The organism is Segnochrobactrum spirostomi, from assembly GCF_009600605.1.
Lineage (GTDB): Bacteria > Pseudomonadota > Alphaproteobacteria > Rhizobiales > Segnochrobactraceae > Segnochrobactrum > Segnochrobactrum spirostomi.
In genome coordinates, this window is record NZ_VWNA01000003.1 from 669,310 (window position 1) to 690,563 (window position 21,254).

A 21,254-nucleotide genomic window follows, 5' to 3' on the forward strand; every position below is an offset into this window, starting at 1 on the left:
CGGTCAAGGCGGCCTCCGCGGGGTCCGGGACACCGTGCCGGCGCCCTTGACAGCACTCATCATACTCAGCATTCTTTTTGGAAATCAAGGCGGCAAAATATGTCCCTCGCGGGCGGGCCGGCCGGTGACGCCATGGCGTTCCGGAGCCGGTTCGGAAAAATCCTTCCTCCGCCTTGGCCACCGGTCTCGCGACGTCGGGGCCGGATCACGTCTTCCAGAAGGGGCCGAGAGGATCATGACACCGACCGAAGCCAGGCGCAAAGCCACCGGACACGAAACCGCCCGCCACCGTTTGCGCCGCGCGCTGCGCGCCGGCCTGATGGTAGCCGCCCTCGCCGCACCGACCTTCGCGGCGAGCGCCGCCCAGGCGGGCGACATCCTTCGCATCGGCGCCACGCTGCCGATCGACTCGCTCAATCCGTTCGTGGCGAACGCCGATTATGCGAGCGTCGCCTATCAATATGCCTATCCGTTCCTGACGACCTACGATCGCGACCTCAAGATCGTCCCCTATTTCGCGACGTCGTGGGAACCGAGCGACGGCGGCCGGGTCTGGACCTTCCACACCCGCCCCGGCGCCAAGTGGTCGGACGGCACGCCGCTGACGGCGAAGGACGCCGCCTTCACCTTCAACATGATCAACAAGTTCCGCACCGGCTCGACCGCGCGGCTGTCCGGCTGGGTCACCAACCTGGTTAAGGCCGAGACGCCGGACGACAACACGCTGGTGCTGACCTACAGCGCGCCCGCCGGCCACGTTCCGGTGCAGATGCAGGCGCTGCCGATTCTGCCCGCCCATGTGTGGGCGCCGATCGCCGAGGGCGACGGGACCAAGATCACGTCCTTCCAGAACGAGACGCCGTGGGTCTCCGGCGGTCCGTTCGTCTTCGCCAAGCACGCCAAGGACCAGCTCGCGCTGTTCCGTCGCAACCCCGCTTGGTGGGGCGAAAAGAAGCCGGCCATCGACGGCTTCGGCCTGCAATTCTTCGCCAACGACGACGCGATGGTGACCGCGCTGGTCTCCGGCCAGATCGACATGACCGGCTCGCAGACGCCGGCGACCGCCGTGGAAACACTGCGCAAGGCCGGCATGGTGGTGGATCACACCCCCTCGACCGGCTTCAAGACGCTGATCCTCAATTCCAACACCGCCAAGAAGCAGCATCGGGAGCTGCTCGACCCGAAGGTGCGCGAGGCGATGGAATATGCCATCGACCGCGACGCGATCGTCAAATCGGCCTGGCTCGGCTATTCGACGCCCGGCTCCACCATCGTCGCCCCCTCGACGGGCTGGCATGACACTGCGATCAAGGGCTTGCCGTTCGACATCGAGAAGGCGAACGCCCTCCTCGACGCGGCCGGCTACAAGCTCGGCCCGAACGGCGTGCGCATCGCCGGCGATCATCCCATGGCCTACGAGGTCATTTTCCCGACCGAGGAAAGCGGCACCGGGGACCGTGTCTTCCAGATCATTCGGGCGGGGCTCGCCAAAGCGGGCATTGCCATCTCGATGCGCAAGCTCGACACCGAGGCGGCGAGCGAGGCGATCCAGGCACCGGACGGCAAGTACGAAGACTTCGATCTCGCGATGTGGAACTGGGTGCCGCCGGTCGATCCCGATTTCGTCCTGAGCGTGCTCACCTGCGCTCAGCGCGGCAGCACCAGCGACACCGGCTATTGCAATCCCGAATACGACGCCCTCTATGCCGAGCAAGGCAAGCAGGTCGACGAGGCCGCCCGGCGGGCCACGGTGGACAAGATGCAGGCGCTCGCCTATGCCGCCCGTCCCTATATCGTCCTCAATTATCCCGACGTGATCGAGGCGCATAATCCGGCCTGGAAGGGCTTCGTGCTCTCGCCCCTGGTCGGTTCGGTCAACAACATCTCGCCGGAAACCCTTCTGAGCGTGCACAAGGAGTAACCGGTCGATGTCCGGTCTCAGTCTGGCGGCCTTCCCGGCCGCGCGCGACAATACCCGTCTCCTGGTCGTGCCGGTGGTCGGCGAGGGCGACGCCCTCGCGGCGGTTCCCGCCTTCGCCGTCCCTGGTCTCGACCGCCTCGTCACGGCACTGCAGCGCGATCCGCGCGTCTCCGCCGAAGCGGGGTCGGTGGCGCCGGTCGTGGTCGCGGGCGCCGGCGAGGACCCGGACCTGATGGCCGTCAGCCTCGGCGACGAGCGCACCGCCGACGCGGTGCGCGATGCCTTCCAGGCCGCCGCGTCGGAGACGCTCGGGCGCGACGCCTGCTTCGTCCTGCCGGCCGGCATCGACCCGGCCGCCGCGGCGCGCGCCGCGGCGGAGGGCATTCTTCTCGGTCGCTTCCGGCCCGAGGGCTCCTCGGACCCAGACGGCGAGGACGACACGCTCGTCCTCGCCGTGCCGGCAGAACACGTGGACGATCGGGCGGTCACGTCCGCCTTCGCGACCGGCCTCGCCGCCGGCCGCACCGCGAACTGGGTGCGCCACCTCGTCGAGCTGCCGCCGAGCCGCCTTTGGCCCGAGCGGCTCGCCGACGTCATCGCGACCCGCGCGCGGGAGCTCGGCTTGACGGCCGAGGTCTGGGACCGCCCGGCGATGCTCGCGGAAGGCTTCGGTGGCACCGCGGCGGTCGGCGTCGGCAGCGCGAACGGCCCCCGCGTGGTCGTGCTGAAGACCCCCCGCCCGCCCGGTGTCCGCCCGCTCGGCTTGGCCGGCAAGGGCATGACATTCGATGCCGGCGGCATCAACCTGAAGCGCGATCTCCATGAGATCCACCGCATGAAGGACGACATGGCGGGCGCCGCGGCCGTTGCGGGGGCTCTGTTCGCCGCCGCGGAACTCGGCCTCGCGGGACCCGTGATCGCCGTCCTGCCGATGGCCGAGAACATGCCCTCCGGCGCGGCTCAGCGGCCGGGCGACATCATCACCCATCCGGACGGCCAGACCAGCGAAGTAGTCGATACCGATTGCGAAGGCCGGCTCATCCTGGCCGACGCGCTCGCTTGGCTTCGGCGGCAGGGGGTCTCCGGCCTGATCGACGTCGGCACGCTGACCGACGGCGGCGGCGTCGGGCCGCTCCTCTGGGGCGCCTGGTCGAACGACGACGCCCTCGCCGAGGCGGTCTTCAAGGCGGGTGCGGCGGCGGGCGAGCCGGGCTGGCGGCTGCCGCTGAAGCGGCAATATCGGGCGCTGCTCGAAAGCCGCGTCGCCGACATTGCCAACGCCCCGCTCTCCCACGCGGACATCGGCCTCACCGCCGCGACCTTCCTCTCGGCCTTCGCGGGCGATACGCCGTGGGTCCACATCGACAACGGATCGAGCGCCTTCCTCGAGGAAGACATCGGCGTGTGGGAGGAAGGCGCGACCGGCTCGCCGGTCCGGGCGCTTCTGCAGCTTCTGATCGATCGCGCCGGGACCGCCTCGGCCGCCTGAGCGGCCGGCGCGGTCCCGCCCACCGCAATGAGGCCGGGGCACGCGCCGCGACAACGTCGCCGCGCAACCCCGGAGCGCGAGGATGCCGAACCGTCCGCTTCGAAACGGAGCGGGCGGGGCGCGCCTCGCCGGTTTCCCCCTTCCGGCTCGGAGCCCGCCGATGTCCTCCCCCGTTTCCGCCGCGCCGGGTTCCGCCCTTCGGGCCGCCTTCGACCGGCTCGACACCCTCCCGGCGACGTGGCCGCTCACCGGCGGTGGCGTCTGTGTGGTCGAGCACAGCGGCGGCACGGTCCTGCACACCTTCGGCACCCGCGGCCCCGGCGATCCGACGCCGGTCTCCCCCGACGACCTGTTCGAGATCGGCTCGATCAGCAAGATCTTCGTCGGTCTCGCCATATTGCAACTCGAAGCCGAGGGCCGGCTCGATCTCGACGCGCCGGCGGCGACCTATCTGCCGTGGCTCGCGATCGGCACGCCCGAGGCGCCGGTCACCGTGCGCCATCTGCTGCACCATGCCGGCGGGCTGGTGAAAGGCGCCGACGATCCGCCGGACGCCCCCGCCCAAGTCTGGCTGCTCCGCCATACCCATGCCGGCGCACCCGGCCGGCATTTCCACTATTCGAACCCGGGCTACGGCCTGCTCGGCCTCATCGTCGCGGCGCTCGACGGGCGTTCCTTGGCCGAGGCCACCGCCGAACGTCTGCTGCGGCCGATCGGCATGACGACGGCGGTCGGCGCCATCGGTCCCGAGGTGCGCCGTCGTCTCGTCACCGGCACCGAGCCGGCACGGCCGGAGCGGCCCTGGACTCCGGACGACGGCCTCGCGCCGGCCCCGTGGCTCGAAGTCGATGCCGGCGACGGCCATATCGCCGCGAGCCTCCACGACATGGCCGCGTTCGGCCGGTTCCTCCTGGACCGCGGCGCGGGCGTCGTGCCGCCGGCGCTGTTTGCGCGCCTCACCGAGGAGTTCGCCCCGGGCGGCGAGGATTGGGTCGAGGGCTTCGGGTTGCCGGTCGCCGACAGCCGCTACGGGCTCGGCATCAATGTGGAGCGGGTCGGCGGCCATCTCTGCTTCAGCCACGGCGGCGGCATGGTCGGCTATTCGAGTTTCGTCCTCGCCGATGTCGATGCCGGCATCGCGGTCGTCGCCCTGACCAACGCCAACGGCGATTTCGCCGTGGGCCAGGCGATCGCCCGCATGGTCCACGCCGCCGTCCGAGAGCCGGCGCGGCCGCTGCCCGTAACCGATCTCTCCCGCGCCGCCTTCCACCCGGCCTACGATCCCGCGATGTGCGGCCTCTTCGCCGGCCACGACGGCCACACCACCGTGGCGATCTCGATCCGCGAACACGACGGTCGCCTGGAAACTGCCGGCGCCGGTGGCGAGGGTGTGCTCCACCGCACCTTCGGCGCCCGCTTCGCCACCGATCATCCGGCCTTGCACCGCTTCCACCTGACCTTCGTCGCCGAGAGCGGCCATTGGCTGTGGGGACCGGCGGTGCTGCGGCCCGGCACCGCACCGGCCATCGCCCCGCGCGGGCCGAACGCACGGTGGAAGGCCCTCGCCGGGCGGTATCGAACCTACTCGCCGTGGTACCCGACCTTCCGCCTCGTCGACCGCGAGGGCGATCTCGTCCTGATCGCGCCCGGCGGGGTCGAGGCGGCGGACGGCGATACGCCGCTCGTGGAGATCGGCGAAGGACTGTTCCGCATCGGCGCCGATCCGGACGCCCCGGAGCGGTTGCGCGTGGGCCCGACCGCGAATGATCAGGTCCTGTGGGTCGAACGCGACGGTTGCCGCTATTCGCGGACCGCGTTCGATTGAGGCGATGCGACCCGCGAAGGTGGCTCGCGGGCCTGTTTTGAAGGCGGAAGGGACGGCCGTGACGGACAGCGACTTTCTCATCATCGGCGGCGGGATCGCCGGATTGTCGGCCGGCGCGGCGTTGAGCGGGCTCGGCCGGGTCACCGTCCTCGAGGCGGAAAGCGCCCTCGCCTTCCACGCCTCGGGCCGGTCCGCCGCGCTCTACGAGCCGATGTACGGCGCACCATCGGTCGTCGCGCTCTCGCAGGCGTCCGCCGAGACGTTCTTCGCCGTACCGGATCTGCTCAAACCGCGCGGGCTGATGCTCGTCGCCAGCGCCGATGAGGAGGAAGCCTTTCGCCACGAGGTCGCGGCGATGGCCCTCTCCCCGATCGGCGTCGCCGAGGCGCGGGACGCCGTGCCGGTGCTCAACCCCGAGAGTGTCGCCTTCGCTGCGAGAGGGGACCAGGCCTGGGACATCGATACGGACCTGCTGATCCAAGCCCACGCCCGAACCATCCGCGCGCACGGCGGCACGATCGTCACCGATGCGGCGGTCACGGGGCTTGCCCGCACGCCGACCGGCTGGCTGGCGACGACCAAGGCGGGTGAATTCGGCGGACGGCTCCTCATCAACGCCGCCGGGGCCTGGGCCGACGCGATCGCGCGCCTCGCCGGCGTCGCGCCGGTCGGCCTTCAGCCGCTGCGCCGGTCGATGGCGCGCATTCCCGCGCCCGGCGGTCACGACATCGCCCGCTGGCCGATGATCTTCGGCCCCGGCGAGAGCTTCTATGCCAAGCCGGACGCAGGCGCGCTGATCGTCTCGCCCGCCGAGGAGCACCCGGTCGAGCCCCACGACGCCTGGGCCGACGACATGGTGCTCGCCGAAGGGTTGGCCCGCTACGAGGCGATGGTGACGGAACCGGTGAGCCGGCTGCTGGCGAGTTGGGCCGGCCTGCGCACCTTCGCCCCGGACCGCGTCCTGGTGATCGGCCCGGACCCGGACGAACCGGCCTTCTTCTGGCTCGCGGGCCAAGGCGGCTACGGCTTCCAGACCTCCGCCGCGGTGAGCCGCCTCGTCGCCGACCTGATCGCCGGCCGCCCACCCGCCCTCGACCGCCCGATCCTCGCCGCCGTCGATCCCGCCCGATTGCGGTCGTGACCGAAAGCGGTCCCCGAGCGGCGCGCTGGATTCGGGACGGAAGGCGCGGATTCAGACGTCCGCCGTGCTCATCGCCCGCTGAAACTCCATTCGCAGGAAGGACGCGAGTTGGCGGACGGGAAGCCGCGGCTCTTGGGGGAGAATCATCGACAGGCGCAGCAGCGGAAGGGACGGCAATCCGTGCTCCGGTCCGAGCCGGCGCCACTCGGCCGGCACGGCGCTTTCGGGGAGCACCGTGAGGAGATCATCGGAGGCGACGGCGAGACGGATCCCGGCGATGTCGCTCGAGGAATAGGCGATCCGCCAGCGCCAATCGGCGGCATCGAGCGCGGCGAGGATATGGGGGCGCGCGCGGCAGCCTTCGGGGAAGAGGGCGAGCCTGAGGTTGACGGCCTGCTCCGGGTGCCGGTTCGGCGCGCAGCACCAGATCTGCCGCTCGATGCGGATCAGCTCCCCCTTGGGCTCGGTCGCCGATTGGGTGACGATCGCGACGTCGAGGTCCCGCGTCTCCACCATCTGTTCGAGGCGGTGGGAAAAGTCGTAGCGCAGGTCCAAGCTGACGAGCGGATGGGAGGGCACGAAGCGCTCCAGCAAGGCTGTGCCGAACAGGGTCAGATAATCGTCCGGCATGCCGAGCCGAACACGGCTCTCGTTGCGGCCTTCAAGCAGCACGGCAAGCGCTTCGTCCTCGATTGCGCGGATCTTCCGGGCATATCCGAGAAGCCGCTGTCCCATCTGAGTGAGCGTGACGCGACGATGGGCGCGGTCGAACAGGCGGACGTCGAGCCTTTCCTCCCACTTTCCGATCGCCATGCTGACGGCGGCCTGGGTGCGCCCCAGACGTTCCGCGGCGGCGGTGAAGCTGCCGGTCTCAGCGACGGCGAGAAAAGCGGCAAGGGAATCGCTGTCGAGATTACGCATGAGCCGCCCCTGAACACCCGATCCACGGCCGGCCCGAGCGCCGGCGCCTTTGTCGAAGACCTTTTGCCGGGAGGGGGCCAAGGACTTCTGAACGCTCGCGGTCCTTCGGGGATCAAGGGCGCTTATGCAGCCATAAGCAATCTCGCGTTCACACCTCCGGCACCCTGGCTATCCTTAGCCTGCGAAAAAGAGAAATCGCAAAGGGGAATCCATGTTTCAGAGATCGACGCACCGCGTGTTCGCGCGCACCCTTCTCGCCGGCCTCGCGATGGCGTGGCTCGCGACAACGGGTGCGAATGCCGAAACGACCTTGCGGCTCGCCCACGCCTCCTCGCCCGACAGCCTGATCAACGAGGCGGTCGAGCGGTTTGCGGAAGAGGTGAAGTCGGCGACGAAGGGCGAAGTGGTCGTCCAGATCTTCCCGAACGGTCAGCTCGGCGACGAAGGTCCGATCGCCGACGGCGTCGGCGCGGGCTCGATCGATATCGGCCTCGGCGGCGCGATCGACGCGATCGATCCGCGGCTCAACGTTCTCTCGCTGCCGTTCCTGTTCAAGGACGCCGACGCGGTGCACGCCTTCCTCGACAGCGCGGAAGGCCAGAAGATCCAGCATTTCGGCACCGATCGCGGCTACCTGATGCTCGGCGTCCTCGATTCCGGCTTCCGCCAGTTCGCGACCAACAAGTCGATCGAGACCCCGGCCGATCTCGCCGGCCTCAAGATCCGCACCCCGCCGAACCCGGTCATCCTCGCGACCATGAAGCAGCTCGGCGCGCTCGCGGAATCGATTCCCTTCGGTCAGGTCTACACCGCGCTGCAGTCCCATGTGGTCGCGGCGGTGGAGCCGGAAATCCGCGATTATTACGACTCGAAGTGGTATGAAGTCGCGAACCACCTTTCGATTTCCAATTATATCTGGACGGCGAACTGGTGGTACATGAACAAGGAGCGTTTCGACGCCCTGACGCCGGATCAGCAGGCCGCGATCACCAAGGCCGCGACGGATACTGTGGTCTGGTATCGTTCCGCGCTCGGCGACGTCTACGCCGAGACCGAGAAGACCCTGAAGGCCAAGGGCGTCACCATCACGACGGTCGACACCACTCCGTTCAAGGCGCTCGTCCAGCCGGTCTACGGCGAGTTCTCGAAGGAATGGGGCGCGGACCTCGTCACGTCCGTGCAGAAAGCGGCCCAGGCGCACTGAGGCCGGAATGGAACAGCCCCACCAGCAACCCCCGCCGTCGAGGCGGGGGCCGAGCGCCCTGATCTTCGAGTTCGTCGGCGTCGTCGCCTTCGTCGTCATGTTCGCGTCGACGCTGCTCGGCGTCATCGCACGCTATTTCGAGCTCGGCGGGTTCGAATGGTCGTTCGAGATCGCCGGCATCGCCTTCATCTGGATCACCTTCATCGGCCTCATCAACGCCGAGCTGCGCGGCGAGAACGTCGCGTTCGAGGCCCTGAAGCAGGCGATGCCCGCGCCGCTGCGGCGCGTCTTCGATCTGGTCGCCGCCTTGGCGCTCCTCGTCATGGGCATCGCCTTCCTCGTCAGCGGCTGGGCCGTCTGGCAGCGCTCCTGGGCGGTTCCGACCTCTGTGCTGCGGCTGCCGACGGGTGTCGTCACCGCGACCGTGATCGTTCTCGGCGTCGCCGCGATCTTCATCGCCCTCGCCCGGGTCCGCGCGATGGTCCGCCCACGCGTGACGGGAGGCGCGGCATGACCGTCCTCGTGCTCATCCTCAGCTTCTCGATTCTCCTCCTGATCGGCGTTCCGATCGCCTGGTGCATGGGCGTCGCAAGCCTCCTCACCATCTATGTCGGCCATCTCGGCCTGCCGCCGGCTTGGTTTGCCCAGCAGACCGTCAGAGGCGCCGACGCCATTACGCTCGCCGCGATCCCGCTCTTCCTGTTCGCCGGCGAACTGATGAACCGCGGCGGACTCACGGCGCGCATCATGAAGGTCGCGGAGCACATCTTCGGCCGCATCACCGGCGGCCTGGGGCTCGTCAACGTCGCAACCGCGCTCGTCTATGGCGGCATCAGCGGCTCGGCGACGGCCGACACCGGCGCGGTCGGCTCGATCATGATCCCCGCCATGGCGCAGCGCGGCTATCCGAAAGCCTTCGCCGCGGCCGTGACCGCGGCCTCCGGCACACTCGGCATCATCGGCCCGCAGAGCGTCATTCTCATTCTCTACGGCGTGCTCACCAACACCTCGATCGGTGGCCTTCTCGTGGCCGCCCTGGTGCCCGGCGCCTTCATCGCCGCGGTGTTCATGATCGCCTCCTACGTCGTGGCCAAGCGCCATCACTTCCCGCGCAACGAGCACCCCGCTCCGTGGCGCGAGATCCGGCGCGACATCGTCGGCGCCCTGCCGGCCCTGCTGATGCCGGCGCTCGTGCTCGGCTCGATCATCGGCGGCATCGCCACCGCGACCGAAGCGTCGGCCCTCGCCGTCGTCTACGCCTTCGCGGTCGGCATCTTCGTCTATCGCGAGCTGCCGCTCCGCTCGCTCTACAAGGCGGCCGCCTCGGCGGTGGCGACCACCGGCGTCATCATGATGATCATGGCGCTCGCGACGCCGTTCGGCTGGATTCTCACCGTCGAACAGGTGCCGGCGAACGCGGCCGCCTGGATCACCGGGCTCCACACCACGCCGATCGTCACCATCATCCTGGTCCTCGTGCTCCTGAAGGTCGTCGGCTTCTGGCTCGATCTCGGGCCGGCCTTGATCATCCTCGCGCCGATCCTCGTTCCGATCGCGCTCGCGGCGGGTCTCGAGCCCTACCAGACCGGCGTCGTCTTCACGATGACCCTCGGCATCGGGCTGTTCACCCCGCCGATCGGCACGAACATCTTCGTCGTCTGCAACGTCGCGAAGCTCGACATGTGGTCCGTGTCGCGCTGGCTCGTGCCCTACTGGATCGCGAGCGTCGTCTGCGTCGCCGGTCTGGTCGCCTTCCCGTCGCTCACCGAGTGGCTCCCCAAAATGTTCGGTCTGTGAAGATGCTGCATCTCGTCGGTGGGATTTCGAGCGGCGGGCGTGCGGTGCCCGACGTGGACGGCGAGCGCTTTCTCGTGGCGCGCGCCGAAGGCCCCTATGTCTTCGACGACAAGGGGCGGCGTTATGTCGATACGGCGCTCGGCTTCGGCGCCACCTTTCTGGGCCACACCGATCCGGTGGTGACGGCCGCCGTGCGGGAGGCGCTGGAGCGCGGCTCGATGCCGGCCTACGCCCACGCCCTGGAAGAGGAGGCCGCGGCGGCGCTCGCCGCCCACACCGGCGATCTCTCCAAGGTGATCTTCGTCAATTCCGGCAGCGAGGCGGTTCACCTCGCCTGCAAGACGGCGAGGGCCATCACCGGTCGGCGCCGCATCGTCAAGATGGCCGCGGGTTACGACGGCTGGTTCGAGGACGTCGCGTTCGGCAATGCCGGGTCCCGCGAAGCCGCCATGACGACCAACGCGCGGCCGGCGAAGGGCGATACGCTGCTCCTGCGCTTCAATGACCGCGCCGACGCGGACTTGCTGTTCGCCGACCACGACGACATCGCCGCGATCATTCTCGAACCGATGATGGCGAATGCCGGCTGCATCCTCGCCGAGCCCGGCTATCTCGAATTCGTCGCCGCGCTCGCCCGCCGCCACGGTGCCCTCGTCATCATGGACGAAGTGCTGATGGGCTTCCGCCTCCATGCCGGGCTCGCCTCGCACCATCTCGGCGTCGCGCCGGATCTCGCGACCGTGGGCAAGGCGATCGGCAACGGCATCGCTGTCGCCGCCTTGGTCGGCCGCCCCGACGTGATGGCGGCGTTCGAGGACGACCGCGTCCACCGCGCCGGCACCTACAACGGCAATCCGGTCGCCTGCGCCGCGGTGAAGGCCTCGATGTCCGTGCTCGACGGCGTGGAGTACGGCGCTCTCCACGCCGCGGGAGATCGCCTGCAGAGCGATGTCGTCGCCGGCTTCGCCGCGCAGGGTCTCGACGTCTGCACCAGCGGGTTCGGCACCGTGTTCACGATCTGGCCGGCGCCGATGGCGCCGAGGTCCTACGCTGAGGCGGAGCGCATCGGCGATCACGGCTTCGCCGCCCGGCTCCACGTCGCGCTCCGACGCGCCGGGCTGATGTCGATGATCGGCCGCTTCGGACGCCACTATCTGTCGGCAAGGCACGACGGCGAGGCGTTGCGGCTCGCCCGGGACGCCTTCCAGGCCGCGGCCCGCGAACTCGCCGCCGCCCCCGAGGCCATCGCCGCCCGCTGACGCGCGCGGTCGCCGGCGCGCACCAATGGAAGGAATTCGCGGATGAAGACGTCGATTGCGACGGTGTCGTTGAGCGGGGACCTTCCGGAGAAGCTGTCGGCGATCGCCCGGGCGGGGTTCGACGGGGTGGAGATCTTCGAGAACGACTTCCTCGCCTTCGACCTGTCGGCCCGCGAGGCCGGCAGGCTGGTGCGCGAGGAAGGCCTCGAGATCACCCTGTTCCAGCCCTTCCGCGATTTCGAGGGCCTGCCCGAGCCCCTGCGCGGGCGCGCCTTCGACCGCGCCAAGCGCAAGTTCGACCTCATGCAGGAGCTCGGCGCCGACCTCCTCCTCGTCTGCTCCAACGTCTCCCCCACGCCCTCGGCGGCATCGACCGCGCCGCCGACGATCTCGCCGCCCTCGGCGCGAGCGCCGCCCGCCGCGGCCTGCGCATCGGCTACGAGGCGCTCGCCTGGGGCCGCTTCGTCAACGACCACCGCGACGCCTGGGAGATCGTCCGCCGCGCCGACCATCCCGCCGTCGGCCTCATCCTCGACAGCTTCCACACCCTCGCCCGCGGCATCGACACCGCCTCGATCCGCGCCATCCCCGCCGACCGCCTCTTTCTCGTCCAGCTCGCCGACGCCCCCAAGCTCGCCCTCGACCTGCTCTCCTGGAGCCGCCACTTCCGCACCATGCCCGGACAGGGCGATCTCCCCGTCGCCGACTTCCTCGATGCCGTCCGCGCCACAGGCTACGACGGCGTCCTCTCCCTCGAGATCTTCAACGACCAGTTCCGCGCCGGCTCCGCCCGCGCCGTCGCCGTCGACGGCAAGCGCTCCCTGCTCACGCTCGCCGACCGCATCGGCCTCGCCGACATCACGGCGACCGCCAAGCGGGCCGCGCTGCCCCTGCCGCCGCGCAGCGCCGTCGAGCGCGTCGAATTCGTCGAATTCGCCCTCGACGAAGCCTCCGCGGCCGAGTTCCGCCGCCTCATCGCGAGCCTCGGCTTCCGCCGCACAGGCCGTCACCGCTCCAAGGAGGTCGAGGTCTGGACCCAGGGCGCCATCGCCCTCGTCGTCAATGCCGAGCGCGAGGGCTTCGCCCATTCCTTCTACATCACCCACGGCCCCGGCGTGTGCGCCTGGTGCCTCAAGGTGCCCGATGCCGAGGCGGCCGAGCGCCGCGCCCGCGGCCTCCTCGCCGCCCCCTTCCGCCAGGCCGTCGCCGCTGGCGAGATCGAGATGCCCGCCGTGCGCGGCGTCGGCGGCAGCCTGATCTATTTCGTCGACGACACCGAGCGCGCCCGCTGGCGGGAGGTCGATTTCGATCCCGTCGATCCGGCGGACCAAGCGGTACTCGACCAAGAGGTACCGGACCAAGAGACCCCGGCCGACGCCGGCCTCGTCGGCGTCGACCATCTCTCCCAGTCCATGGACTACGACGAGATGCTGTCGTGGCTCCTCTATTATTCCGCGATCCTCGACGTCGAGAAGACGCCGGGGCAGGACGTCGCCGATCCGGGCGGGCTGACGCGCAGCCAGGTCGTCGCCACCCGCGACGGCGCCCTGCGCGTCGTCCTCAACGCCTCCCAGAGCCGCCGCACCCTCTCCGGCCGCTTCCTCAGCGAATTCTTCGGCTCCGGCACCCAGCACATCGCGCTCGCGACCCGCGACATCTTCGCGACCGCCGCCGCCCTGACGGCCCGCGGCCTCGCGCCGCTGCCGATCCCCGAGAACTATTACGAGGACCTGATCGCCCGCTTCGCCCTCGACGACGACCTCGTCGACCGGCTGCGCGCCGGCCGCATCCTCTACGACCGCGACGCCGCCGGCGGCGAATATTTCCAGATCTACACCCGCACCTTCGCCGACCGCTTCTTCTTCGAGATCGTCGAACGCCGCGCCTACGACGCCTACGGCGCCCCCAACGCCCCCATCCGCCTCGCCGCCCAAGCCAGACTCGCCAAACCCGTCGCAGGGTGAAACGAAGACGGGGCCGGGCGGGGACCCGCGCCGCAGGTCAATCCACCCCGCCGCCTTCAGCAACGATCAGCCGGGTGCCGGCGGCCTCCAGGGCGGCGCGGAGGTCGGGGGGGGATCGGCGTCGGTCACGAAGGCGGCGACCTTCTCGAAGGTCGCGACGTTGACGAAGGCGTGGCGGCCGAACTTGCCGGAATCGGCGACCACGATGGTGCGCCGTGCAGCCTCGACCATGGCGGTCATCATCACGGCTTCGGCGAGATGGCTCGTCCAGCATCCCGCCGCATCGACACCGCCCACGCCGATGATCGCGGTGTCGGCCGCGATCGGGCCGGTGCCGACGAAGCTCACGGGGCCGAGGGTGACCTGGGCGCCGCTGCGGATCTCGCCGCCGATCAGATAGAGGTTGCGGAGCGCCCCCTCGGGAATCGCCGTCGGCAAGCCGAGATTATTGGTGACGATGGTGAGGCGGCGGCGGTGCTCGAGCGCGGCCGCGACGGCGATGGTCGTCGATCCGCCGTTGATCAGAAGCGTCTCGCCGTCGCCGATCAGGGCCGCCGTGGCGCGGCCGATGCGGGTTTTTGCGCCGTGCCGCGCCTTCATGCGGAGATCGAACGGGGTGTCGGCCGTGGCGAGCTGCGGCGCCGGCAGGGCGCCGCCGTGGATGCGGCTGACGAGCCCCTGGTCGGCCAGAATGTCAAGATCGCGGCGGACCGTATCCGCGGACACGTCGAACCGGGCGCAAATCTCCGCCACCGTGATCTGGCCGTTCTGCAGCAGAATGCGGAGGATATCCGCACGCCGGCGTGCCGGCAAAGTCGCATCCGGACTGTCGCGTTCTGCGCTGCTGTTTTCCACGCTGCTCATGGGCCTGCATCCCTCCAGGCTGCACCATCTCGGTGCGTTCGACCCATAGCATGCGGTCTGCCGTACGGCAAAGCCGCATAAACATGCACTAAGTCGCCCTGCATTGCGCTTGACGTTTCGGCATTATGCTGGTTTCCTGAGCCCGCTCATGAGAGAAGTTTCGCCAAAAGACGAAACCCAAGAGCGATAGGGAGAGACCGCATGAAAGTCCGCCTGGAGGGTGGGCGCGAGGGTGATCGCACGGCGATCACGCTCGGCCGTCGTGCTTTTCTGCAATTGTCCGGCCTCGCCGCGGGCGCGGCCCTGGCCGCCCCGGCCATCCTCAAATCGACCACGATCGCCAACGCCGCCGACCGCACACCAATCACCTTCGCGAGTGCCAAATTCTTCGGCAATCGCACCGTCGCGGAGATGGTGGACGTCTTCAACCAGTCGCAAAGCCGCATCCTCGTGAAATATGACGAGCTGCCGCCGCCGAGCGCGTCGACCGAGGTGCATCAGGGCCTCGTCCAGCGGCTCGCCAAGAAGGACGGCGCGCCGGACGTCTTCACCCAGGACGTCGTGTGGATCGCCGAGTTCGCCGGCGCCGGTTGGGCGCTTCCGCTCGACCAATATGTCAGCGCCGAGGAGGCAGCCGCCTATTTCCCCGGCGTGCTCGCCGCCTGCAAATGGAACGGCAAGCTCTCCGCCCTGCCCTGGTATGTCGACAGCGGCATGCTCTATTACCGCAAGGATCTGCTCGAAGCCGCGGGGGCCGCGGTGCCGCAGACCTGGGACGATCTCGTCAAGACCGCGACGGAGATTCAGAAGGCCGGCAAGGCGAAGATCGGATTTTCCTGGCAGGGCAAGCAGGCCGAGGTCCTGATCTGCGACCTCGTCGAGTTCGTCACCTCCCATGGCGGGTCAATCCTCGCCGCGAACGGCAAGACGGTCGAGATTGCGGAGCCGAACGCGGTCGCCGCCGTGCAGTTCATGTACGACACGATCGCCAAGTACAGGATCAGCCCGACCGACGTGCGGAGCTGGGACGAAGAGCCGTCGCGCGCGCCCTTCACCGCCGGCGACGCGGTGTTCCTGCGCAATTGGTCCTATGTTTACCCGATCGCTCAGGATCCGAAGGCGTCTTCGGTGGACGGCAAGGTCGGCGTGGCGCCGCTGCCGCATTTCGCCGGCGGCAAAAGCGCGGCCTGTCTCGGCGGCTACCAATATGGCGTCAACGCGACGACACGCCACCGCGAGGCGGCGATCGAGTTCCTCAAGTGGCTTTCGAGCCCCGCGACGCAGCTTCTGTTCGCCACCGAACTCGGCCTCGCCCCGAGCCGTCCCGCGGTCTTCGACAGCCCCGAGCTCGGCAAGGCGCAGCCCTTCATGCAGACGCTGAAGCCGGTGTTCGTCGGCGCGACGCCGCGGCCCGTGACGCCGAAATATTCGCAGGTCTCGCTCGCCCTCCAGTCCGCCGTGTCGCGGGCGATCACCAACGGTGACGTCGAAGCCGAGCTGAAGCGCGCCAAGGCGAACCTCGAAAGGATCGTCGGAAAATGAGCACGCTCTCCGCCGCGCGGCTGGTGTCCAGCCGCGGACGGAGGGTCGAGACGAAGCGGAGGAGCCGGTCCACGTCGCTCGCTCCTCTGCTTTTCCTCGCACCGGCGGTGATCACCCTCGCCGCGGTCTCCGTCTTCCCCGTGATCGACGGGCTTCGCCTCTCGTTCCGCGACACGATGCTGTCGACGCAGGAGGACGCGTTCGTCGGATCGTCGAACTATGCCCGCCTCGCCGGCGACGACCAGTTCTGGTCCGCGTGGCGCCACACCCTGGTCTTCATGACCGCCTCGACGGTGATCGAGACCGTGCTCGGCATGGCGATGGCGCTCCTGCTCTATGAGCAATTCCGCGGGCGCGGCGGGGTGCGGGCCGCCATGCTGATCCCCTGGGCGATCCCGACGGTGGTGACCTCGCGGATGTTCGGCTGGCTGTTCGACGGCCAGCACGGCATCGTCAATTGGCTTCTCATACAATGCGGGATCATCGACGGCGCCGTGAACTGGTACGGCGACGGCCACACCGCGCTTCTCACCATCATCATCGCCGACGTCTGGAAGACGACGCCTTTCATGGCGCTGCTCCTCCTCGCGGGGTTGCAGACGATCCCGCAATCCCTCGTCGAGGCCGCGCGGATCGACGGCGCCGGACCGTGGCAGACCTTCTGGGCGATCCGGCTGCCGCTGCTCGCCACGACCCTGCTCATCGCCGGCATGTTCCGGGCGCTCGACGCCTTCCGCATCTTCGACCTCGTTTACGTCCTGACGGGCGGCGGACCAGCCGATTCCACGGAGGTGCTGTCGACGCTCGCCTACAAGACGATGTTTTCGGCACTCGACTTCGGCTACGGGAGCACGATTTCGACCGCCATGTTCCTCACGGAGATCCTGGTCGCGTCGGCCTTCGGCCTCCTCATCGCCCGCCGCATCAAGCGCGAACAAGGATGAGGACCATGCCGCTCTCCTCGCCCCTGCCGCTCGATCGGCCCTGGACGCCGCCGCGCCGCCTCTCCTGGCGGTTCCGCTCAGGCCTCGCCCGCACCGCGCTTGCGATCGGCGCCTTTCTGGTCGTGGCGTGGTCGGTCGCGCCCTTTCTCTGGCAGGTCTCGACGGCGTTCCAGGAGGATCGCCTGCTCACCGCCGCGACGCCGAGCCTGATCCCGTGGCCGCCGACGTTCGAGCACTTCTACAACATCTTCGTCGAGAAGCAGTTTCAGCTCTACATCGTCAATTCCGCCATCGTCGCCGGATTGACAACGCTGTTCTGCCTCGTCATCGGCGGCGCGGCCGCGTTCGCTCTCGCCCGGCTGCGCATCTTCGCCCGGTTCGGCATCCTCTCGCTGTTTCTCTGCGTATCGATGTTTCCGCAGATCGCGATCGTCGCGCCGCTCTACATCATCGCGTCGGTCACGGAACTGATGAACACCTATACGGCGCTGATCATCATCTATCTCGCGCTCGGCCTGCCGCTGACGATCTGGGTGCTGTTCGGCTATTTCCAGGCGATCCCGCGGGAGATCGACGAGGCCGCCATCATCGACGGCGCCGGACCGCTTCGACTGATGGTGTCGGTGATCGTGCCGATGTCGCTGCCCGGCTTCGTCACCACCGGCCTGCTCGCCTTCATCGCCGCGTGGAACGAGTTCATGTTCGCGCTCGCCTTCACCTCCGGCATCGACCGGCAGACCATTCCCGTCGGAATCGCGAACTTCACCAACCTCTATTACGTGCCGTGGGGAGACCTCGCGGCGGCGTCCGTGGTGGTCACGCTGCCGCTCGTCGCCCTGGTCCTCGCCTTCCAGCGCTGGATCATCCAGGGCCTGACCCAGGGAGCGGTGAAGGAATGATGGCGCGCCCCACCGATCCGTCCCCTGCCGCCTGGGCGACCGCCTACGAGCGTCTCGCGGCGCGCCTCCCCGATATCGTCGCCCGGGCGACGCCGGTCGTCACCGGCTTCGCCGTCTGCCTCGACCGCACCCTCGATCTGCATGCCTGCGCGCCCGCCATCACCCGTCTCGGCGACGACAAGGCGGCGGCCTTTCTCGAGCGGATCTTGGCGCGGGTCGCCGCCGGCCGCGGCGGCGAGATCCTGGTCGATTGGCCGGACGGCCCTGCCGTCCTCGATCCGTTCACCCGCGCGAACGGGCTGTCGATCGGCGGCACCTCGGCCCAGGCGGCGTGGACGCTCGCCGAGCTCGGGGCGCCGGCGATCCTCGCGCTCGGAGAGGCCGGCGCGGACGAACTCGCGGCGCTCCATCCAGGCATCCGCGTCGCCGCCGGGCCGAACAGCCTGCGCAGCCCCGCCGACATTCTCCCGCGCGACGGCAAGCCCGCTCACTACGTTCTCGAATACCAGGCGGGCCGGCCCCTCCTCGGCATCGTCCCGCCGCGGTCCACACGGATCATCGTCCGGTTCGCGGACGAGGGCCTGCAACACGATCCGAACCTCGCCGCCTGGGTGTCCGCCCACGGCCAGGGCCTGAGAGCGGGGTTGCTGGCGTCGCCGAACACGGTGCCGCCCGACCGGCTGCCGGAAGCGCTCGCGCTCCTCTCTGACGCCGCCGCGCTGTGGCGGCGCGCCGGCCTCGGCCTCGTTCACCTCGAACTCGGCGAATATCCCTGGCCCGGCACTCGCGACATCACGATCGCCGCGCTGACACCCACGATCACCTCGATGGGCCTGAACCGCAACGAGCTCGAAGCGCTCGTCGGGGACATGGCGGGCAGCAGCGTCGTCGACCAGGCGAGCTGGCTCGCCGACGAGCTCGGGCTCGGACGCCTCGTGGTCCACGCCGACGATTGGGCGCTCGCGATCACGACCGGCGACCCCGAAATCGAGCTCGACAGCCTCGCAGCCGGCTGCCTCGTCGCCGCCTCCCGCGCGGCGGCGGGCCGCCCCGTGCCTCGCCCCGCCTGTCCAGAGGGCGCGCATTTCGGTGTAGCGCTGACGCCCACGATCTCGACCGTTTCGACAAAGCGATCGGCCGTCTGCGTGGCCGCCCCCTATCTCGCCCATCCGGCCTCGACGCTCGGCCTCGGCGACAGCTTCACCGCCGGCTGCCTCCTCGTCCACGCGGTCCCGGATTACCGGCCGATGCTCGCGCGTGACGCGCTGAGCGCCGTTCCGGCGGACAATGCCAGGAGTTCCTGATGGCCCCCGTTTCCCTCCAATCGGTGACCAAGTCCTATGGCGGTCACAGCGTCATCCACGGGATCGATCTCGAGATCGAAGACGGCGCGTTCGTCGTGCTGGTCGGGCCGTCCGGATGCGGCAAGTCCACCTTGCTGCGCATGATCGCCGGTCTCGAGACGATCACGTCCGGCACCATCTCGATCGACGGCCAGACCGTCAACGACGTGCCGCCGAAACACCGCGACATCGCGATGGTGTTCCAGAATTATGCGCTCTATCCGCACATGACCGTCGCCGAGAACATGGGCTTCTCGCTGCGCCTCGCGAAGGTCTCCGCCGGCGAGGCGGCCGAGAAGGTGCGCACGAGCGCCGCCATCCTCGGCCTGACGGATCTGCTCGACCGCTATCCGCGCCAGCTTTCCGGCGGCCAGCGCCAGCGCGTCGCGATGGGCCGGGCCATGGTCCGCAATCCCAAGGTGTTTCTGTTCGACGAGCCGCTGTCGAACCTCGACGCGGCCTTGCGGGTGCAGATGCGGGTCGAGATCGCCGAGCTCCACCAGCGCCTCGGCACGACGATGATCTACGTGACCCACGACCAGACCGAGGCGATGACGCTCGCGACCAAGATCGCCGTCATCGACAAGGGGCGGCTGGTGCAGGCGGCCGGTGCCATCGATCTCTACGAGCGCCCCGACGACCTCTTCGTCGCCCGCTTCATCGGCTCGCCTCAGATGAACGTCCTACCGGGCCGCATCGAGACCGTCCGCGACGGCGCCTACACCGTCGCCGTCGGGGGAGACGCCCGCATCGCCTTCCAAGGCCCGCCGCCGCTCGGCACGGGCGCCACCGTCAGCGTCGGGCTGCGCCCGGAGGCGCTGACCTGCGCCGCCGACGGGCCGATCAAGGGCCGCGTGACCCTGATCGAGCATCTCGGCGGCTCCTCCCTCGTCCACATCGCCGGCCCCGGCGGCAACCCGGTCGTCGTCCAGGACGTCGGCGCGCCGCGCCTCAAGGTCGGCGAGGAAATCCGCCTGCGCGCGGCACCGGCCGGCACGCACCTGTTCGACGGATCGGGCCGCCGCGTCGCGAGCGGCGCGCTCGCCTGATCCCTCTCCCCGAAACCGGGCCGGCACGTCCGCCAACGCAGCCCGGGCCCCTTCCACCGGAACCCCAAGGAGATCCCATGTTCCGTATGAATGCCAAGCTCGCCAAGATCCGCGCGGGCCACTACGCCAAGGGCGATTTCATGATCGCCGACGCCAAGGACGGCGACATGTCCAACCCGATCCCGGCGACGGGACCGATCCGGGCGGCGGACGGCAGCTTCGTGCGCTATCGCACGCGGCCGGAATTCCTCGACATGATCATGCAGATCATCCGCCAGGATCTGCTCGACATCATGCTCGTGTCCGCCTCCAACCTCGAAGCGCTGCAGGAAGCCGGCGCGTTCGCGGGCACCCAGGTGCGTCCGGCGTTCCGTGCCAACGACACCACCGACATCTGGGGCGCGCGGCCGAACGGATACGGCAAGCTCGGACCGTCGCGGCCGTTCCGTACGGCCTCGCTGGAGCGCGTCTCCAAGGCGAAGATCGGCAATCTCGGGCTCTATTCGATCACCTTCGTCAACGATATCGACGCGGATCTCCGCTCGCTCGAAGCCTTTCACGAGTTCCTCGCCGACGCGGCGGCGAACGGCATCGAATATTTCCTCGAGGTCTTCAATCCGAACATCGACGCCGGAATCCCGCCCGAGGCGATCGGCTCGTTCGTCAACGACAACCTGGCCCGCTGCCTTTCGGGCCTGCTCAAGGCGGACCGGCCCCAGTTCCTGAAATATCCCTATAACGGCGCCAAGGCGCTCGAAGAGCTGGCGTCGTACGATCCGGGGCTGGTCGTCGGCGTCCTCGGCGGCGGCGCGGGAACGACGCGCGACACCTTCGAGCTCCTCTATCAGGCGGAGAAGTACGGCGCGCGGGTGGCCCTGTTCGGCCGCAAGATCAATCTCGCCGAGAGCCAGCTCGACATGGTGCGCCACATGCGCCTCGTGGCGGACGGCGAGCTGAAGCCGCTGGAAGCGGTCAAGTCCTACCATGCCGCGCTGAAGGACCAGGGCATCGCCGCGGTGCGCAGCTTCCAGGACGACAGCGCCGTCACCGAACAGGTGCTCAAGGCCGCTGCATCGGCCTGACCCGGTCCGC

At 69.1% G+C, this 21,254-nt stretch carries 17 protein-coding genes and 1 pseudogene; 16 read left to right on the forward strand and 2 right to left on the reverse strand.

What is annotated here, in order from left to right; genetic code table 11:
• Nucleotides 1–235: 235 nt before the first annotated feature.
• The 4 genes from F0357_RS23125 (at nt 236) to F0357_RS23140 (ending at nt 6,376) form a co-directional block, all read left to right on the forward strand.
• Nucleotides 236–1,921, forward strand: a complete 1,686-nt coding sequence (locus tag F0357_RS23125; RefSeq protein WP_153490915.1) for an ABC transporter substrate-binding protein — start codon at nt 236–238, stop codon at nt 1,919–1,921.
• A gap of 7 nt (nt 1,922–1,928) precedes the next feature.
• Nucleotides 1,929–3,410, forward strand: a complete 1,482-nt coding sequence (locus tag F0357_RS23130; RefSeq protein WP_153490918.1) for a leucyl aminopeptidase family protein — start codon at nt 1,929–1,931, stop codon at nt 3,408–3,410.
• Nucleotides 3,411–3,570: 160 nt separating this feature from the next.
• Entirely contained in the window at nt 3,571–5,235 is a 1,665-nt protein-coding gene (locus tag F0357_RS23135) for a serine hydrolase domain-containing protein (RefSeq protein WP_208948564.1), read from the forward strand.
• 58 nt (nt 5,236–5,293) lie between these two features.
• Entirely contained in the window at nt 5,294–6,376 is a 1,083-nt protein-coding gene (locus F0357_RS23140; RefSeq protein WP_312861794.1) for an NAD(P)/FAD-dependent oxidoreductase, read from the forward strand.
• A 51-nt stretch (nt 6,377–6,427) separates the two neighbouring features.
• Here the strand turns inward: F0357_RS23140 and F0357_RS23145 are convergent, their stop codons facing one another.
• Complete coding sequence (locus tag F0357_RS23145) at nt 6,428–7,297, reverse strand: LysR family transcriptional regulator (RefSeq protein WP_153490925.1); 870 nt, start codon at nt 7,295–7,297, stop codon at nt 6,428–6,430.
• 211 nt (nt 7,298–7,508) lie between these two features.
• Between F0357_RS23145 and F0357_RS23150 the strand changes: the two genes are divergently transcribed.
• The 6 genes and pseudogenes from F0357_RS23150 to F0357_RS24835 all read left to right on the forward strand — a co-directional run bounded on the left by F0357_RS23150 (nt 7,509) and on the right by F0357_RS24835 (nt 13,521).
• Nucleotides 7,509–8,501, forward strand: a complete 993-nt coding sequence (locus F0357_RS23150) for a TRAP transporter substrate-binding protein (protein WP_153490927.1) — start codon at nt 7,509–7,511, stop codon at nt 8,499–8,501.
• A 7-nt stretch (nt 8,502–8,508) separates the two neighbouring features.
• Nucleotides 8,509–9,015: a TRAP transporter small permease gene (locus F0357_RS23155; protein WP_153490930.1), complete on the forward strand. Its 507-nt coding sequence runs from the start codon at nt 8,509–8,511 to the stop codon at nt 9,013–9,015.
• Nucleotides 9,012–10,298 carry a TRAP transporter large permease gene (locus tag F0357_RS23160; RefSeq protein ID WP_153490932.1) on the forward strand — a complete coding sequence of 429 codons (1,287 nt, stop codon included), beginning with the start codon at nt 9,012–9,014 and terminating at the stop codon, nt 10,296–10,298. Before F0357_RS23155 ends, F0357_RS23160 begins: the two co-directional genes overlap by 4 nt.
• Nucleotides 10,299–10,300: 2 nt before the next feature.
• Nucleotides 10,301–11,557, forward strand: coding sequence for an aminotransferase class III-fold pyridoxal phosphate-dependent enzyme (locus tag F0357_RS23165; protein WP_153491592.1), 1,257 nt, complete (start codon nt 10,301–10,303; stop codon nt 11,555–11,557).
• Nucleotides 11,558–11,599: 42 nt separating this feature from the next.
• Nucleotides 11,600–12,294: pseudogene (locus tag F0357_RS24830) on the forward strand (sugar phosphate isomerase/epimerase family protein); the annotation flags it as partial.
• 237 nt (nt 12,295–12,531) lie between these two features.
• Nucleotides 12,532–13,521: a 4-hydroxyphenylpyruvate dioxygenase family protein gene (locus F0357_RS24835; RefSeq protein WP_312861804.1), complete on the forward strand. Its 990-nt coding sequence runs from the start codon at nt 12,532–12,534 to the stop codon at nt 13,519–13,521.
• A 66-nt stretch (nt 13,522–13,587) separates the two neighbouring features.
• On the opposite strand, the gene F0357_RS23175 is transcribed toward F0357_RS24835, so the two are convergent.
• Entirely contained in the window at nt 13,588–14,385 is a 798-nt protein-coding gene (locus F0357_RS23175; RefSeq protein ID WP_153490934.1) for a DeoR/GlpR family DNA-binding transcription regulator, read from the reverse strand.
• A gap of 201 nt (nt 14,386–14,586) precedes the next feature.
• Here F0357_RS23175 and F0357_RS23180 point away from each other — a divergent pair, with 201 nt between their 5' ends.
• The 6 genes from F0357_RS23180 to F0357_RS23205 all read left to right on the forward strand — a co-directional run bounded on the left by F0357_RS23180 (nt 14,587) and on the right by F0357_RS23205 (nt 21,244).
• Nucleotides 14,587–15,927, forward strand: coding sequence for an ABC transporter substrate-binding protein (locus F0357_RS23180; protein WP_153490936.1), 1,341 nt, complete (start codon nt 14,587–14,589; stop codon nt 15,925–15,927).
• The gene (locus F0357_RS23185) at nt 15,924–16,871 is read left to right on the forward strand and encodes a carbohydrate ABC transporter permease (RefSeq protein WP_153490938.1); all 948 of its coding nucleotides are present in this window, start codon (nt 15,924–15,926) and stop codon (nt 16,869–16,871) included. The genes F0357_RS23180 and F0357_RS23185 overlap by 4 nt, the downstream gene beginning before the upstream one ends.
• Nucleotides 16,872–16,876: 5 nt before the next feature.
• Entirely contained in the window at nt 16,877–17,770 is an 894-nt protein-coding gene (locus F0357_RS23190) for a carbohydrate ABC transporter permease (RefSeq protein ID WP_208948565.1), read from the forward strand.
• Nucleotides 17,767–19,074, forward strand: coding sequence for an ADP-dependent glucokinase/phosphofructokinase (locus F0357_RS23195; protein WP_153490942.1), 1,308 nt, complete (start codon nt 17,767–17,769; stop codon nt 19,072–19,074). Before F0357_RS23190 ends, F0357_RS23195 begins: the two co-directional genes overlap by 4 nt.
• The gene (locus F0357_RS23200; RefSeq protein ID WP_153490944.1) at nt 19,074–20,162 is read left to right on the forward strand and encodes an ABC transporter ATP-binding protein; all 1,089 of its coding nucleotides are present in this window, start codon (nt 19,074–19,076) and stop codon (nt 20,160–20,162) included. Before F0357_RS23195 ends, F0357_RS23200 begins: the two co-directional genes overlap by 1 nt.
• A gap of 77 nt (nt 20,163–20,239) precedes the next feature.
• Nucleotides 20,240–21,244, forward strand: a complete 1,005-nt coding sequence (locus F0357_RS23205) for a hypothetical protein (protein WP_153490948.1) — start codon at nt 20,240–20,242, stop codon at nt 21,242–21,244.
• Nucleotides 21,245–21,254 lie beyond the last annotated feature (10 nt).

What these genes read in the sequence shown, in the direction of transcription:
- F0357_RS23205 (WP_153490948.1), top strand. Translation starts at nt 20,240, where the DNA reads ATGTTCCGTATGAATGCCAAGCTCGCCAAGATCCGCGCGGGCCACTAC.
- F0357_RS23150 (WP_153490927.1), top strand. Translation starts at nt 7,509, where the DNA reads ATGTTTCAGAGATCGACGCACCGCGTGTTCGCGCGCACCCTTCTCGCC.
- F0357_RS23135 (WP_208948564.1), top strand. Translation starts at nt 3,571, where the DNA reads ATGTCCTCCCCCGTTTCCGCCGCGCCGGGTTCCGCCCTTCGGGCCGCC.
- F0357_RS23190 (WP_208948565.1), top strand. Translation starts at nt 16,877, where the DNA reads ATGCCGCTCTCCTCGCCCCTGCCGCTCGATCGGCCCTGGACGCCGCCG.
- F0357_RS23185 (WP_153490938.1), top strand. Translation starts at nt 15,924, where the DNA reads ATGAGCACGCTCTCCGCCGCGCGGCTGGTGTCCAGCCGCGGACGGAGG.
- F0357_RS23175 (WP_153490934.1), bottom strand. Translation starts at nt 14,385, where the DNA reads ATGAGCAGCGTGGAAAACAGCAGCGCAGAACGCGACAGTCCGGATGCG.
- F0357_RS23200 (WP_153490944.1), top strand. Translation starts at nt 19,074, where the DNA reads ATGGCCCCCGTTTCCCTCCAATCGGTGACCAAGTCCTATGGCGGTCAC.
- F0357_RS23160 (WP_153490932.1), top strand. Translation starts at nt 9,012, where the DNA reads ATGACCGTCCTCGTGCTCATCCTCAGCTTCTCGATTCTCCTCCTGATC.
- F0357_RS23125 (WP_153490915.1), top strand. Translation starts at nt 236, where the DNA reads ATGACACCGACCGAAGCCAGGCGCAAAGCCACCGGACACGAAACCGCC.
- F0357_RS23180 (WP_153490936.1), top strand. Translation starts at nt 14,587, where the DNA reads ATGAAAGTCCGCCTGGAGGGTGGGCGCGAGGGTGATCGCACGGCGATC.
- F0357_RS23155 (WP_153490930.1), top strand. Translation starts at nt 8,509, where the DNA reads ATGGAACAGCCCCACCAGCAACCCCCGCCGTCGAGGCGGGGGCCGAGC.
- F0357_RS23130 (WP_153490918.1), top strand. Translation starts at nt 1,929, where the DNA reads ATGTCCGGTCTCAGTCTGGCGGCCTTCCCGGCCGCGCGCGACAATACC.
- F0357_RS23195 (WP_153490942.1), top strand. Translation starts at nt 17,767, where the DNA reads ATGATGGCGCGCCCCACCGATCCGTCCCCTGCCGCCTGGGCGACCGCC.
- F0357_RS23165 (WP_153491592.1), top strand. Translation starts at nt 10,301, where the DNA reads ATGCTGCATCTCGTCGGTGGGATTTCGAGCGGCGGGCGTGCGGTGCCC.
- F0357_RS23145 (WP_153490925.1), bottom strand. Translation starts at nt 7,297, where the DNA reads ATGCGTAATCTCGACAGCGATTCCCTTGCCGCTTTTCTCGCCGTCGCT.